The organism is Acetobacter ascendens, assembly GCF_001766235.1.
GTDB classification, from domain to species: Bacteria; Pseudomonadota; Alphaproteobacteria; order Acetobacterales; family Acetobacteraceae; genus Acetobacter; species Acetobacter ascendens.
Map to the genome: position 1 here is coordinate 187633 of NZ_CP015164.1, position 15098 is coordinate 202730.

Annotated in this window: 11 protein-coding genes; 3 read left to right on the forward strand and 8 right to left on the reverse strand. The window is 58.4% G+C overall.

All coding sequences use genetic code 11. The features are described 5' to 3' along the window. Nucleotides 1–118: 118 nt before the first annotated feature. The 6 genes from A4S02_RS00980 to A4S02_RS01010 all read right to left on the reverse strand — a co-directional run bounded on the left by A4S02_RS00980 (nt 119) and on the right by A4S02_RS01010 (nt 6845). Nucleotides 119–1174 (reverse strand): WD40 repeat domain-containing protein, encoded by a 1056-nt coding sequence (locus tag A4S02_RS00980; RefSeq protein WP_019089850.1) that lies wholly within the window; start codon nt 1172–1174, stop codon nt 119–121. Beyond that, the gene (locus A4S02_RS00985) at nt 1171–2175 is read right to left on the reverse strand and encodes a CobW family GTP-binding protein (protein WP_070322686.1); all 1005 of its coding nucleotides are present in this window, start codon (nt 2173–2175) and stop codon (nt 1171–1173) included. The genes A4S02_RS00980 and A4S02_RS00985 overlap by 4 nt, the downstream gene beginning before the upstream one ends. Before the next feature lie 83 nt (nt 2176–2258). Further along, nucleotides 2259–3013 (reverse strand): IS5 family transposase gene (locus A4S02_RS14695; RefSeq protein ID WP_087651418.1). Its coding sequence is split into 2 segments (ribosomal slippage): nt 2259–2674 and nt 2674–3013, totalling 756 coding nucleotides; the frame shifts between segments, so codons are not numbered across the junction. A 115-nt stretch (nt 3014–3128) separates the two neighbouring features. Continuing rightward, nucleotides 3129–4523 (reverse strand): chloride channel protein, encoded by a 1395-nt coding sequence (locus A4S02_RS01000; protein ID WP_228142421.1) that lies wholly within the window; start codon nt 4521–4523, stop codon nt 3129–3131. Between the two features lie 123 nt (nt 4524–4646). Beyond that, entirely contained in the window at nt 4647–5612 is a 966-nt protein-coding gene (locus A4S02_RS01005) for a cation diffusion facilitator family transporter (RefSeq protein WP_070322687.1), read from the reverse strand. A 60-nt stretch (nt 5613–5672) separates the two neighbouring features. After that, a complete protein-coding gene (locus A4S02_RS01010; RefSeq protein WP_070322688.1) occupies nt 5673–6845 on the reverse strand; it encodes a cation diffusion facilitator family transporter in 1173 nt (390 codons plus the stop codon). A 205-nt stretch (nt 6846–7050) separates the two neighbouring features. Here A4S02_RS01010 and A4S02_RS01015 point away from each other — a divergent pair, with 205 nt between their 5' ends. After that, nucleotides 7051–8709, forward strand: a complete 1659-nt coding sequence (locus A4S02_RS01015; protein WP_070322689.1) for an NAD(P)/FAD-dependent oxidoreductase — start codon at nt 7051–7053, stop codon at nt 8707–8709. Nucleotides 8710–8740: 31 nt separating this feature from the next. Here A4S02_RS01015 and A4S02_RS01020 read toward each other — a convergent pair whose 3' ends face one another. Continuing rightward, nucleotides 8741–9538: an alpha/beta fold hydrolase gene (locus tag A4S02_RS01020; RefSeq protein ID WP_070322690.1), complete on the reverse strand. Its 798-nt coding sequence runs from the start codon at nt 9536–9538 to the stop codon at nt 8741–8743. Between the two features lie 251 nt (nt 9539–9789). Here A4S02_RS01020 and A4S02_RS01025 point away from each other — a divergent pair, with 251 nt between their 5' ends. Next, nucleotides 9790–10605, forward strand: coding sequence for a universal stress protein (locus A4S02_RS01025; RefSeq protein ID WP_019089843.1), 816 nt, complete (start codon nt 9790–9792; stop codon nt 10603–10605). Nucleotides 10606–10665: 60 nt separating this feature from the next. Next, the gene (locus A4S02_RS01030; RefSeq protein WP_070322691.1) at nt 10666–13014 is read left to right on the forward strand and encodes a hypothetical protein; all 2349 of its coding nucleotides are present in this window, start codon (nt 10666–10668) and stop codon (nt 13012–13014) included. Between the two features lie 7 nt (nt 13015–13021). Here the strand turns inward: A4S02_RS01030 and A4S02_RS01035 are convergent, their stop codons facing one another. After that, entirely contained in the window at nt 13022–14992 is a 1971-nt protein-coding gene (locus A4S02_RS01035; protein ID WP_070322692.1) for an OPT family oligopeptide transporter, read from the reverse strand. Nucleotides 14993–15098 lie beyond the last annotated feature (106 nt).

Here is a 15098-nt window from a genome sequence, read left to right on the forward strand (position 1 = left end):
TGCTCCGCACCATGCGGTGCGGAGGAGTGCCGTGCAATCCACTACTTGTTGATCTCACGCACCCGTTTATTGTGTTCTACCGTGGTACGCGCCGTTTTGATGACCGAAACCGGCGTAATCAGGCAGCGGCTAAATCCACCACACCAATTACACCTTCCTCGGTGCCAAACCCCAGCGTGCAGCCATCCGGGCTATAGGCCAGCGCCGTAATGGCTCCCGCCTTGCCCAGTGATACGGGCAAAACCCGCTGGGTAGATGGTTCCATCATTACAACGGTACCATCCGCAAAGCCAGCGGCCACAACCTCTTGTTCGGGATGAAAAGCCACGCGAGTGCACAGCGCACCGCCTGCGCCCGGCAGTTCCATGGGCGGTTTGCCCATAGGGCCACCCCCAAAAAACGGCCACATCACAACGATGTCAGCCCCACTGGTAGCCAGCCATTTGCCGTTTTTGGAAAAAGAAAGTGAGCGCACCTTGGTGGGGTAGCCGCTCATGCGCATGTTGTGGCCATCTGCCAGCCGCCATCCGTGCAGGTCATTATCCTGCATGGCGGTCACCACGGCATCACCGGCCGGGTGCATGGCAATATCAAGGTGGCTGCCTTTCCATTCCAACTGGCGGGGCTTGCCATCCTTGGATTGGGTGAACCACACAGAAACACCATTGTAGTGCGAAACCGCAATGCGCTTACCTTTGGGGTCAAACACAATGCCGCCTACGGTGGTAGGGTGTTCCAGCGTGCGGGTTACGGTGCGGCCCGTGGCATCGCGCAGTTCCACATTCTTGCCAGCAGCGGCGGCAATCACGGCAGATTTGGCATCTACATAGGTGGTAATATGTTCCACCCAACGGCGGCCTTTGCCCAGTTCCTCAATCTCGCCTGATGGATCAAGGCGGCACAGGCGGCCATCATCACCGCCCGTTAAAAAGCAATCGGGCAGCGTATCGGCAGAAAGGCAAAGGGCAGGGCCATCATGCACGGCATAGGTGTTCCATGCCTCTGGCGTAAGCTGGTCTTCACGGTGCACCACCACCACATCACCTTCACCCGTGGTAAAGGCAAAGCGGCTGTTATCGCGCGTGGCGGCGCAGGCGGTAATTTCACCTTCCACTTTTAGGTGCGCACCGCGTTTTTCAATAAGGCCGCGCAGGGTCTGTGTCTCGGATGTCATGCGGCAATGCAGCTTTCAAGCCCACGGCGCAGTTGGGGCCGGTTGAGGTTGCGACCAATGAACACAAGGCGGCTTTCACGCGGTTCATCTTTCTTCCACGGGCCGATGTTGTCTCCATCCGCCATCATGTGCACGGCCTGAAAGGCAAAGCGGTCGGGCTGGCCAGCAAAATCCAGAATACCCTTGGTGCGCAGAATATCGCCGCCCTTTTCCTGCAATAATGCGCTCACCCACGCCTGAAAGCGTCCGGCATCCAGCGGCTGCTTGACGGTAAGGGATACGCTGGTGATGTCTCCTTCATGGTGATGCTCTGGCGTGTGTTCCAGAAAATCCGGGGCGTTTTCCAAAATGCGTTCCAGATCAAACCCGCCACGGTCCATCACGTCTGTCAGCTTCACGTTGCCTTTTTTGGCAGGGTAGATGGGGGCCGCGGCATTGATCTTGCGGATGGCATCTTCCACCGCCTTAAGCTCGGCGGCATCTACAAGGTCTGTCTTGTTCAGGATAATCACATCCGCAAAAGCAACTTGTTCGTGCGCTTCGGGGCTTTCCTTCAGCGTGGTCAGGAAGTTGCTGGCATCCACCACCGTTACCACGGCATCCAGCTTGGTTTTTGCACGCACGTCTTCATCGGCAAAAAAGGTCTGGGCCACGGGGGCGGGGTCTGCCAGGCCGGTGGTTTCTACAATAATGCCATCAAACTTGCCGCGCCGCTTCATCAGCCCGTTTAAAATACGGATCAGATCTCCGCGCACGGTGCAGCAGATGCAGCCATTGTTCATTTCGAACACTTCTTCATCTGCATCCACAACCAGATCGTTATCCACGCCCAGTTCGCCAAATTCGTTAATCACCACGGCGTATTTGCGGCCGTGTTCAGCAGTTAGGATGTGGTTGAGCAGCGTGGTTTTGCCCGCGCCCAAAAAGCCGGTCAGCACGGTAACCGGTATGCGGGTATCGGCCGCGGCTGCGTTTTCAGGCGCTGAAGATGCGTCGGACATCGGGAATGAACCTTTCCAGTACAAACAACTGTTGCAACATATAGGGTGCAATAGCGCTATAGGCCAGAACCTACGGCGTGTCGTCAGTTAAGCAGGATGATGATTGAGGCGAACTGCACGGCTGCGAGGAAGGTCGATTTCAGTTTATCGTAGCGGGTTGCGATAGCGCGAAACTGCTTGAGTTTATTGAAGAACCTCTCAACAAGGTTCCGTTCGCGGTAGAGAGAAAAATCGGTTTTCCGTCGTGTCGTTCTGTTGCGTTTTGGCGGGATGACCGGGGTAATCCCGCGCTGTATCAGCCGATCGATCAACCTGTCCGCGTCATACGCCTTGTCAGCAAGGAAAGCATCCGGTTCGATGTTTTCCAGAAGTGGTTCTGCCTGGGTGATATCGGCATCCTGTCCCGGTGTGATGCCGAGTTCCACTGGATTGCCCAGAGCGTCGCAGATGGCATGGATCTTTGTAGTTAGCCCGCCTCGTGATCGTCCGATGGCCTGATCCGTGCCCCTTTTTTGAGAGCTCCGGCACTATGCTGATGCGCTCGGACAATTGTGCTGTCGATCATCATGTATTCGTTGTCGTAATCAGCGGCCAGATAACGAAATATCCGTTCGATGACGCCGCTTTCACACCAGCGGCGCAGACGCCGGTGCACGTTTTTCCAGTCACCGAAACGGGCAGGAAGGTCGCGCCATGGAATACCCGCGCGATAGCGATACAACACCGCCTCCACGAACAGACGGTTGTTCACCGCAGTGCCGCCGACATAGCCTTCTCGACCAGGAAGAAGATCCTTTATCCGCTCCCACTGGTCATCGCGTAAACTATAGCGCCGCATCTGTCTGTCTCCCCAAAAAAACGGGAAAACAGTCAGCACACGCAGACACAAAGTACAACCCTCACGTGCCACTCTCAGGGCTTAACTGACGACACGCCGTAGGCCCAGCGGCGGATCAGCCCTGCTTTGATGAGGAGGAGTGGCGTGCAGTATCTGTGGCCGTTACCACGGATGCGCTGCTCTGCTTGGGGGCAGTGGTACGTACAAAACGCACGGCCAGCGCGCCATACAGGGCATGGCTGCACAAGGTGCGGGAAACACCAAAAGCCAAAAAGGCGCTGGCCAGCAGGGCAAGGGTGATCTGCTGGTTATCGCACATTTCCATCACAATAACCGTGGCGGTGAGGGGAGATTGCGTAACCGCGGCAAAATAGGCCACGGTGCCCAGCAGCACCACAGCCCCCGGTGCGGTATGGGGCAAAAACTGCGCCACCCAGCCACCCATGCCAGCACCTACAGAAAGCGAGGGCGCAAACAACCCGCCGGGAATGCCCGAACAGTAGGACACAATGGTGGCCAGCAGCTTCAGCACAAAAAACGAGGCTGGATATTGGTCTGACCCCATAATAATGTCACGCGCCTGCACATAGCCTGTGCCGTATGTCATGCCGCCAGAAATCAGCCCGATAAAGGCCAGCACCAGCCCGCACAGGGCTGCAAACGCAACCGGATGACGCGTAATGAATGTGCCAAAAGCCCCCGAAATACCGCGAGACATGCGCACTAGCAGGGCAGAAAACCCACCCCCACACAGCCCGCCGATAATACCGCAGGCCAGCACGGCCAGCCAGCTTGTACCCACCGGCACGGAGGAATAGGTGTGCCCGAAATAGGTATAGTTGCCCACAAGGGCGATAGCCGTAACACCGGAAATGACCACACAGGTCAGCATGGTGCCGCTGGTACGTTGCTCGAAGGAATGGGCCAGTTCCTCAATGCCAAACACAATGCCCGCCAGTGGGGTGTTAAAGGCGGCGGCCACACCTGCGGCCCCTCCGGCTTTAATAAGCGCGCGTTGGCGGGTGAGGTCTGTAATGCCCATGTAATGGCCCACCGTGTGCATGATGGAAGCCCCCACCTGCACGGTTGGTCCTTCTCGGCCAATAGAGGCCCCAGAAAGCAGGCCAAGGCATGTAAGCAGGATTTTGGCAAAGGCAATGCGCAGGGACAGCACTTTATCAACAATGGTTATGTTGTTGAAGTGCATACACGCAATGGCCTGCGGAATACCGCTGCCCTGCGCGCCCCTAAACCAGGTGCGCGTTAACCATGTAGAAAGTGCCAGCCCACCGGGGGTAACCAGCAACATCAACAATGGGCTTATTTTTAAAATGTGGTCTCGCACATGGGCGGCGGCATCGGCCAGCGTGGCAAAGCCTACGGCCACCACACCCACCATAATGGCGCCAGACCAGTAAATAAATTTTCTGCGCCAGTTTACGGTGCCCGCTTTGGCATGTTCTCGCAAATGACGAAGGGATTCAGTCGTGGGGAACACGCTGGCAGACATGGGCGGCATCCGTAAAGGCATAAAGGGCGGGAAAAAGGATGCAGCCGATTGTAGCATTTCATGCACAACATGAAAGAGGCGATGTTCTTTATTGCCGAATATTTATGGCAAGCACCACTTTTATTATGCGTTGGCCCCAGTATCGGGCAGGGCATCGGGCGCTGGGCAGGTTTCTGCCGGGCCTTTCCAGAACACAATGCCCTCGCGCTTGGCGTGCGTGTCTGGCTCAACATGAATATGCACCAGCGTGCTGCCCATACTGGCGCGCAGGGCGGCCTCTATGCGGTCACAAATATCATGCGCGGTGTTCACGCTCATGGTGCCGGGCACAACCAGATGGAACTCTAAAAACGTTACCGCTCCCACAATGCGGGTGCGGATATCGTGCGCCTCAATCGCCCCTTTGCCGTTGGCGGCAATAATGCTGCGAATTTCTGCCATTGTTTCAGGCTCGGGGGCTTCATCCATCAGCCCGGAAACAGACTCGCGCATCACTTCCCAGCCTACACGCAGCACGTTTACGGCCAAAAGCCCTGCCAAAATGGCATCCAGCCGCACCCAGCCGGTAAGCGGAATAAGCGTAACACCCACCACAAGGGCAACGCCTGTCCATACATCGGAAAGCACATGCTGCCCGCCTGCCATCAGTGCGGGGGAGCGGCGTTTTTGCCCCACGCGCAGCATAATAAGCCCCCATGCCAGGTTAACCACGGTGGCAAGGGCGTTCAGCCCCAGCCCAAGCCACGGGGCCTTTGGCGGGTTGGGGTGTAGCCAGCCTTCCACTGCTTCATGCCCAATAACAAAAGCGGTAATGACAACCAGCGCGCCCTCTGCCACGGCAGAAAGATATTCCGCCTTGTGGTGGCCGTAGGGGTGGTTGGTATCTGCTGGCAGTTCGGCCACGCTAAGCGCCCACAGCCCTCCGGCGGCGGCCACCACGTTAATAATGGTTTCAAGCGCATCGGCATACAGGGCAATGCTGCCGCTGGTGGCATAGGCGGCGTATTTCAGCCCCAGTGCAACAAAGCTGACACCAAGGCTAACAACAGCAATGCCACGATTGCTGGAGGGAAGGGGAAGTTCTGGCACGTAAACAACAATTCTGGCTGGCGTGGCGGCGTAAAATGCGCGGGATAAGATAAAGGCGTGTCAGACGGTGCGGGGGTCTGTTAAGGCGCAGGAGGGGGCGTAATCTGCGGCTTCTATCTGCACGGTGGGGTGCACAATGCCAAAGCGCTCCCGCAGGGCGGCGGCGGCTTTTTCCAGCAGGGCGGTATCATTTTCCTGCACCGGGGCAGAGGCGCGCACCAAATGCACTGTCAGCGCTGTTTCCGTAGTGCTGATGGGCCAGATGTGCAGATCATGCAAATCCGCCACACCGGGCAGCGTGCGCAAAAAGCCTTCCACAGCCCCAGCATCCACCGTGCGGGGTACGGCATCCAGCGCCATATCCAAGGAATCTCGCAGCAAAGACCATGTGCTGGCCACCACCACAATAGAAATAGCCAAGCTTATAGCCGGGTCTATCCAGTTCAGGCCCGTCAGTAACACCAGCCCACCCGCTATTACCACGGCAAGGGAGGTAACGGCATCTGCCATAAGGTGCATGAAGGCCGCGCGAATGTTGAGGTCTCCCTTCTGCCCGGATGCAAAAAGCAGGGCGGTGGCGCCGTTCACCACAATGCCAAGGGCGGCCACAATCATCATAGTTTTGCCAGCCACAGGGGCGGGGTCAAACAGGCGGGTCATGGCCTCCCACGCAACGCCGCCCGTTACCAGCATAAGCACCAGCGCGTTGGCCAGTGCTGCCAGAATGGAGGACCGGCGCAACCCATACGTAAACCGCAGCGAGGGCGAGCGTTGGGAAAGGTACTGCGCCATCCATGCCGCCGCCAGTGCCAGCACATCAGAAAGATTGTGCCCCGCATCGGCCAGCAGTGCCAGAGAGTGTGAGAAAAAGCCCCACAGCGCCTCTGCCACCAGATAAAGGCTGTTGGCTACAATACCAATGGCAAATGCTTTGCCAAAGGAGGAAGGGGTATGCACATGGGCGTGCCCAAAACCGTGGCTATGCCCGCAGCTTCCGCCTGCTGCATGATCGTGCCCGGTGTGATCATCATGTGCTTCATGCGCGTGGTCATGCTCTTCTGCGCCGCACCCATGCGTATGCGTATCTGCTGCGTGATCATGCTCTGCTGTGCAGGGTTGTGCACGGCTGTGCCCATCTGGCTGGCCCGGCGTGTGGTGCGTATGACCACAGACTGAACCCGCAGGCTGGGAAGGGGGCATATGATCGTGCGGCGAAGGCATGGGAACGAGCATTCCTGAACGAAAAGAGCGATAAGAACAAAGGCCGGTATAGGCCAAGAGTACCAATCTGGTCTGTCTTATCTATGTCTGCTGAGGATGGCATGGAAGGGCAACATCTTTTTTGTGACCCACGACAGAATATTGCGCCACACGGCGGAGCGGCCTAGGGAAAGGGCAGATTTTTTTCACGGCTGCTTGAAAGGTAAGGGCACAGCGCATGCTCCGACTGACCGAATTACGGCTTCCGCTCGACCATTCGCCACAGGCGTTGGCGCATGCCATTTGCGAGCGGCTGAACATCAGCGCGGATGCGCTGGAACATTACAGCGTGTTCAAACGCGGGCATGATGCCCGCAAGCGCGTCGCTATTAAGCTGGTTTATGCCGTGGATTGCACCGTGAAGGATGAGGCCGCCGTTCTGGCCCGTTACCGTGCCGCCCATCCCAAGGATAACCACGTGCAGCTCTCCCCCAACATGGAATGGGTGCCCCCCATTACCAGTGGGGCGGAACTGGCTGCCCAGCCCGGATACAAACGCCCCATTATTATAGGTGCCGGGCCGTGTGGGTTTATGGCGGCTCTTGTGCTGGCGCGCATGGGTTTGCGCCCGCTGCTGCTGGAACGCGGCAAGGTGGTGCGTGAACGCACGGTGGATACGTTTGCCCTATGGCGGCGCTCTGAACTGACACCAGAAAGCAACGTGCAGTTTGGTGAAGGCGGGGCCGGAACCTTTTCTGATGGCAAGCTGTATAGCCAAGTCAAGGATCCGCGCTTTTTAGGCCGTAAGGTGCTGGAGGAGTTTGTAAAGGCTGGCGCGCCGGAAGATATTCTGTATCTGGCCCACCCGCATATTGGCACGTTCCGCCTTGTTTCCATGGTGGAGCATATCCGGCGCGAGGTAGAGAACGCAGGCGGGGAATATCGTTTTCAAACCCGCGTGGATGGGTTGGTGCTTAACCCGCAAACCCGCGCGGTAGAAGGTGTGCGCACCGCCGAGGGTGAAACCATAGAGTCTGATCACGTTATTCTGGCCGTAGGCCATAGTGCGCGTGATACGTTTGCCATGTTACAGGCCCAAGATGTGGCCATGCAGGCCAAACCGTTTTCCATAGGCGTGCGGATAGAGCACCCGCAATCTGTTATAGACGTGGCGCAGTTTGGCCCCAGTGCGGGGAATGAACTGCTGGGTGCGGCGGAATATCGGCTGGTACACCATGCCAGCAATGGGCGGGGTGTATATTCCTTTTGCATGTGCCCCGGCGGCACCGTGGTGGCGGCAACCTCGGAAGAAGGGCAGGTGGTGACCAACGGCATGAGCCAGTATTCCCGCGCCGAGCGTAACGCCAATTCCGGCATTGTGGTGGAACTGCGCCCCGGTGTGGATTACCCCGATGACCCGCTGGCAGGCATGGCCTTTCAACGCCAATGGGAGCGCAAGGCGTTTGAGGCAGGCGGAGGGAATTACCGCGCCCCCGCCCAGCGTGTGGGAGATTTTCTGGCGGGCCGTCCCTCCACCACATTGGGGGATGTTGTGCCATCTTACAAACCGGGCGTAACCCCAACCGATCTTTCAAAATGCCTGCCGGATTTTGTGGTGGAAGCATTGCGTGAGGCCCTGCCAAAGTTTGACCGCAAGCTTAGAGGCTTTGCCATGGAAGATGCGGTAATGACGGGGGTTGAAACCCGCACATCTTCCCCACTGCGTATTCCTCGCAATGAGGCCGGGCAGTCCATCAACACACCGGGCTTGTATCCGGCGGGGGAAGGGGCTGGTTATGCGGGCGGTATTCTTTCCGCCTCTATGGATGGTATTCGCATGGCCGAGGCCGTAGCGCTGGATATGGCAGGCAGGCCCGTAACACTGCCGCCACGCTAATTAAAGTGGCGGCAGGGCGTGCTGTGTGCCTTTAGGCCGGTGTGGCGTTTTCTGTCTGGGTGGCAAATTCTTCCACCAGTTCCATAAACCGGCGCGGGGCATCTGCATGCACCCAATGGCCTGCGCCGTTAATTGTTTCCAGCCGATAATGCGGGAACAGGTGACGCATCTGCGAGTAATTGGTGGGCTGAATATAGGGTGATGTTTCCCCCCTAATAAACAGCGTGGGGCCGCTATATTGCGCGCTGGCGGGCAGTGTGGGCCAACCCATCATGGCGGGCATACCGGCCAGAATATCGTGCATGCCAATGGCCCAGCCGGGGTTATCCCCCATGCGGATGTTCTGGATCATCAACTGCCGCACGGCATCATTGGTAATAAGCGGGCGCAACAGTTCATCCGCGCTGCGCAGGTCCAGATGCGGGGGGAAGGCCAGCTTATCCAGCCCCGGTGGCAGGTCCATGCGTGCAAAGCCGCCTTGGCCGGGCGCAATATCCACTACCAGCAGGCTTTGCACGGCCTGTGAGTGAATGAGTGAGAGCATCATGGCGGTTTTGCCGCCCATGGAATGGCCCAGCACCATGGCTTTTTTCATGCCATAATGGCGCATGGTTTCCAGCACATCTTCCGCCATGGCGGGGTAGCTCATGGGGCCGTGGGGGCTATTGCCGTGGTTGCGTAAATCCATTGCCAGCGTTTGGCGGGTGGCGGCCAGCTTACGTTGCACAAACCCCAGATTGCGTGCGCGGCCAAACAGCCCGTGCAACAGCACAACCGGCGGCAGGGTAGAGGGGACATCGGGGCCGCGTTCAATCACGTTTAGCAACACGGTGGCCGTATCCTTTTCTGCGTAAGGGCTGGTGTAATCCCTTGCGGTTGTGCCGCGCTTTGCCCCGAAATGCGAGAGGGGGCGGCATGTTTTTTCTTCACCTTCCAGAGAGAGGGCAGGCGTGGCACAGTTGGGGGGATGGGCAACCCTTCAGCCGGCAGGCACGTTTTTGGTGCGGATGCTTTCTGGCGCTGGCCCACCATAGGTGTGCGTGGTGACACGCCACAGATAAGAAAGGGAGAGCGCAGGCAATGCAGAGATGTCTTGTTATTCTCAGCCAGCAGGATCAGGCAGAAGTGCTGCTAAATATGGCCGCACAGTTTTTGGCCCGCGTAAATGGCAACCGTATGGATGTTCTGGCCGCGCGGGAGCCCCCCACGCAGGTGCTGGGCAATATGGGCTTAACAGATGAAAGTGCCGCCGTACTGCGTGAAAACCAGCGTGAATGGGCAGATAGCCTACACACAATTTTCCATCGCTGGTTGGCGGAGGAATATGGTTCTGGCGCAGAACGGCTGAGCAAGGTGGAAGTCAACTGGCTGGACCCCGAAATTACGGTGGACAGAATTATTAGCGGTTATGGCAAGGATGCCGACTTGCTGATTATGAACTTTCCCGATAGCCGGGATAGTGACCAGAAAAAACTGGCCACCCGTTCAGCCATTTTTCAAACAGGCCGCCCCGTTCTGTTTGTGCCCCCCTTCTGGGACCGCCCAAGTGGGGATCATATTCTGATGGCATGGAAGGATACAGATGGCTGCCGCAAGGCATTTGCCTCTGCGCGGGTGCTGCTGGCACAGGCCAAACAGGTGGATGTGCTGCAAACGCCAGCTTCCCCCATGCCCATGGATATATTGCCCGGCATTACGCCCCAACGGGTGGAGCTAAAACCAAGTGATGATGCCAGCAAGGCCGCACAATCCATTCTGGATGAGGTAGATGCGCTGCGGGCTGATTTGCTGGTGATAGGTGGGTATCAGCACAACATGCTGTATAATCGGCTTATGGGCAGTGCTACGGATTACATTCTGGCCCACCCGGATGTGCCGGTCTTTTTGCAGCACTAACGTGCATATAAAGGGGCGTATTGTGTAGGAATACCGCGCCCCCTTTGCTAAGGCGGGCATATGCCCGCTTTTTCTTTTTTTGCCCGCCATCGGTTTTGTGCACATTGGCCCGTATGGCACGTGGTTGTGCTGGTGTTGCTGCCTGTGCTGGTGCATCTGCCAGAACTGCTGGGCCCGGCCCTGTGGGGTGGCACAACGTCAGACCCCATTTCCGTGCTTTCGGCAGGCACGCAAACGCGGCGCAACTGGCTGGAAGGTGGCCTGCTGCCCGGCCTGCCGGGTTGGGTGGATGGCTGCGCGGGTGTGATTGTGCAAGCGCTGGGGCACTTGGCCGCAGCAGATTGGCGGCATGGTATTCTACCGTGGTGGAACCCGTATAGCGGTGTGGGTATGCCGCTTGCGGGGGAGTATCAGCCCGGCGCGTTCTTTTTGCCTTTTGTGCTGCTTTTAGGGCTGCCCGGTGGGCTGCTTTTTCTTAAAATTGCGCTGCAAGTTCTGGCAGGTTTTTGCATGTACGCCCTGTTGCGCAGGCTGGGGATGGATGCGCGCGTGGTGCTGGTGGGCGCGGTGCTGTGGGCATTTAACGGTACATTTGCATGGGCATCGGATGGGCCAAGCCAACCACTGGCCTTTTTGCCTCTGGCCCTGCTGGGGGTGGAGGTATTGCGCGGCACAGCACGCGGCTGGGCCGGTGTGCGTAACTGGAGTGTTTTGGCCCTTGGCTTGGGCGGCATGGTGCTTTCCAGCTTTCCCGAAACCGCGTTTTTACAAGGCACATTGGTATTGTGCTGGGCGCTTTTGCGTCTGGCGCAACAGCCTGCGGGGGCACGCGCACCGTTTGTTGCCGCCATTGCGGTTGGGGGCAGCACGGCCCTGCTTTTGGCCGCCCCGCAGCTTGTGGCCTTTGCCACCTATCTGCCCCATGCGTGGGTGGGAGACCACACAGCGGGTATTTCCATCACCCAACCTATTACGTGTTGGGCTATGGCGCTGTTTCCCTACATCAACGGCCCCATCTTTTACGGCCCGGCTTCTCGGTACGAGGCATGGTGGAGCGTTGGTGGATATTGGGGGGCTGTGCTGCCATTTTTGGCCGTTCTGGGCCTATGGGGGCGAAGGGATCGGGCCGCGCGTATCATGCTGGCGGCCTATTTTGTGGCGTGTGTGGGCAAGCAGGCCAATCTGCCCGGCATAGCCCCGTTTATGGATATGATACCCGGCATAGCCCGCACGTTTTTCCATCGGTTTTGCTATCCGATGGAGGAAATGGCGCTCATTCTTCTGGCCGCCTTTGGGCTGGATGATGTGTGCCGTAATACCGCCGTTCGGGCGGGTGCGGAGGGTGCAAAACAACACGCCAAAAACTGGCTGGCAACAGCATGGCCCGCACTGTGCGCCGGTGGTGTTTTGCTGCTGGCCACCTCTGCCGTATGGCACTGGAACGCCCCCGCACGGGCGGATTTATGGGCCTTTACGCAGGGGCCGGTATCTTCCTGCTTTTATGCTTTTGGCTCGGTGTTGGCTGGTGGTGCGTTGGTGGCGTTGTGCCTTGGCGCATTGTTGTTGCCGGTTTTGGCCCGGTGGCGCGGTACCGTTCTGGTAAGTGCCGTGGTGGCAGAAGCACTTTTTCTGTTTTGCGTGCCGCTATTATCCACCCGCAGCGTGTTGCCGGTAGATACTACGCTGATAAACACCATGAAGGCCCAGATCGGGCTGAACAGGTTTGTCTCTCTCGGCGGGTTGGCCCCCAATTATGGTGCGTATTTTGGGCTGGCTTCCATCAACCACAACGGCGTGCCCATGCCCGCAGCGTGGATTGCCCGTTTGCAGCAGGATTTTGGTGCCAACCTCAACCCCGTTACGTTTGATGGCATTACGCCCAACACCCCGAATGGGCACTTCTTTTTGCAGGATGTTCTGGGCCAAAGGCCGGAGGTGCTGGAACACCTGGGCGTAGCACTGGCCGTAGTACCACACGGTATGGAACTGCCGGGCCAGCAGGAGGCACCGGCCGAAAAACGTCTGCAACTGCTTTACAGCAGTGCGGCGAATGATCTGTACCGTCTGCCACACCCCACTCCGTATTTTGAGGCCCCCGAGACCTGCGAGATCCAACCGCTTTCCCGCACAGAACTCCGCACAAATTGCCGCACACCTGCCACGCTTATTCGGCACGAACTCATGCTGCCCGGCTGGCACGTGCGTATAAACGGGCAGGAAGCTGCCGTTGGGTATGAAGAAGACCTGTTCCAGCGCATAGCTTTGCCAAATGGACAGGCGAATATTCGCTTTTTCTTCACCCCACCCGGCATGGCGTGGGGCTGGGCGGGGTTGGTGTTGGGGCTGGCCCTGCTAGGGTTGGGGCGTGGGCGGAATGCAGAAAAACCTTGGGCCGCACAGGCAAAATAGGCTGCGTTTAACGGCCCAGCGCTTCGGCTTGCAGGGTTTTGCGGGCAAACCACCAACATGCGACCCCAAATGCTACAGTGCCTAACACCGGTGGCAGGCTTGTAGGCACATACTGCGCGATGGAAAGGGCATCGTCCTGCCCTAGCGCGCCAGAAAGCACGGCCAGCGCCACGCCTGTCAGGCTTTCACCCACAATAAAGCCAGAGGCCAACATGGTGCCAATGGCGGCGTTGGAAACGGGAGCTTCCTGCGGGTTCTGCGCTCTGCGGGTTTTGATGTGGTGTTTTAACCCCCAGCCCAGAATAGCCCCCAAAGCCAGCGTAATGCTGACAGAAGCAGGCAGATACAGCCCCACGGCCACACCCAAGGGCGGCAATGCCATGTGGCGGCGGCGCAAAAATTGGTCCACCCCTACCAGAACAGCCCCCAGCACCATGCCAATGGAAAGCATGCTCCAATCTAGCGAGTGCGTGAAAATGCCATTGGCGATCATGGCAATCAGCGCGGGCTGTGGGGCAGAAAGCGCATGTGTGGGGTCCATACCCGGGTGGGGCATGGTGCCCGCAAAACCATAGGCCTGATAAAGCAGGTTCAGCACAGGCGGAATAACCGCAGCGCCCACCACGCACCCCACAATCAGCGCCACCTCCTGCTTCCATGGTGAGGCCCCAACAAGCTGCCCGGTTTTAAGGTCTTGCAAGTTATCGTTGGAAATAGCCACCGTGGCGGTAATGGCGGAAAGCACCAAAATGGTAAAAGCCGTGGCCAGTTTTTGCCCTTCTGCCATCATGCTGGTGGGGGTAAGGCCTAGGGCCTCTAGCGCCAAAATCATCAGGGCGGAAAGTACAGCCCCAATAATGATAATGCCCGATATGGGGGAGGAGGAAGACCCCACAATGCCCGCCATATAGCCGCAGGCTGCCGCCATAATAAAACCGAACACAATGCAAAACAGCACGGCAGCGGCCACAACGGGCCAGAACCCCACCGCAACAGGGGCCAGAAAATACGCAAACAGCCCGGCCAGCATGGCGGCAGAAAGCAGCAGCAACAGCCCCATGCTGCGGCCAGACATATCGCGCTCGGCATCGGGCACCAGCGTTTGGCCGCGGCCTGCAAACATGGCGCGCAGCCCGCGCAGCACGGGCGGCATCAGTTCCACCAATGTCCAGAGCGATGCCACGGCAATAGCACCCGCACCAATAAAGCGCACCTTGTGCAGCCACACATCATCCGCAAAGGCGGCGGGGGCCAGATGTTGCGGGTTGGGCAAATGGGCCGTTAGCCACGGCACACCCATGCCCCACGCCAAAATGCAGCCCAGAAGCATGGCCAGCCCCCCGGCCAGCCCCACCAGATATCCCGCGCCAACAAGGGCTAGGGAAAGCCCGCCAGAAAACTGAAACACCGCCGCCCCGGCTGTGGCCGTAAGGGTGAGTGTATCTGCCAAAAGCCGCAGCCCAGCACTGGCGAAAGAGAAAAGCGTGGCAATAATACCGCCGCCAATAAGGGCGCGCAGCCCTTGGCTGTGGCCTTTTTCTGCCCCGGCGCGCAGAATTTCTGCCGCAGCCACCCCCTCTGGGTAAGGCAGACTGCTTTCTGTTACCAGTGCGCGCCGCAGCGGAATGGTAAACAGCACGCCCAATATGCCCCCGGCCAGAGATAGCCCCGCCGTTTGCCAGAACGGAAAGTTCTGCCAATACCCCGCCATCACCAGCCCCGGAAAAGTGGCAAACACGCAGGAAAGCGTGCCCGCCGCCGAGGCCTGGCTTTGCACCATGTTGTTTTCCAAAATGGAGCCACCGCCCATCATTCGCAGCACAGCCATGGAAATAACCGCTGCGGGAATGGAGGATGCAAACGTAAGCCCAATACGCAGGCCCAGATACACGTTGGAGGCCGTAAAAACGATGGTGATAAGCGCGCCCAGTATAAGCCCGCGCAGGGTGAGTTCTCGGCGGGTGGGGGATGGCGTCATGCTGGGGCCTCGGGCTGCTGCTTGGTCTGGCTGTGGCAGGGCGGCCCGATGGGTGCATGTTCAGGACATGCGTGGCGCGTGGGGCTGCCCCGTCTGGTTTGTATAT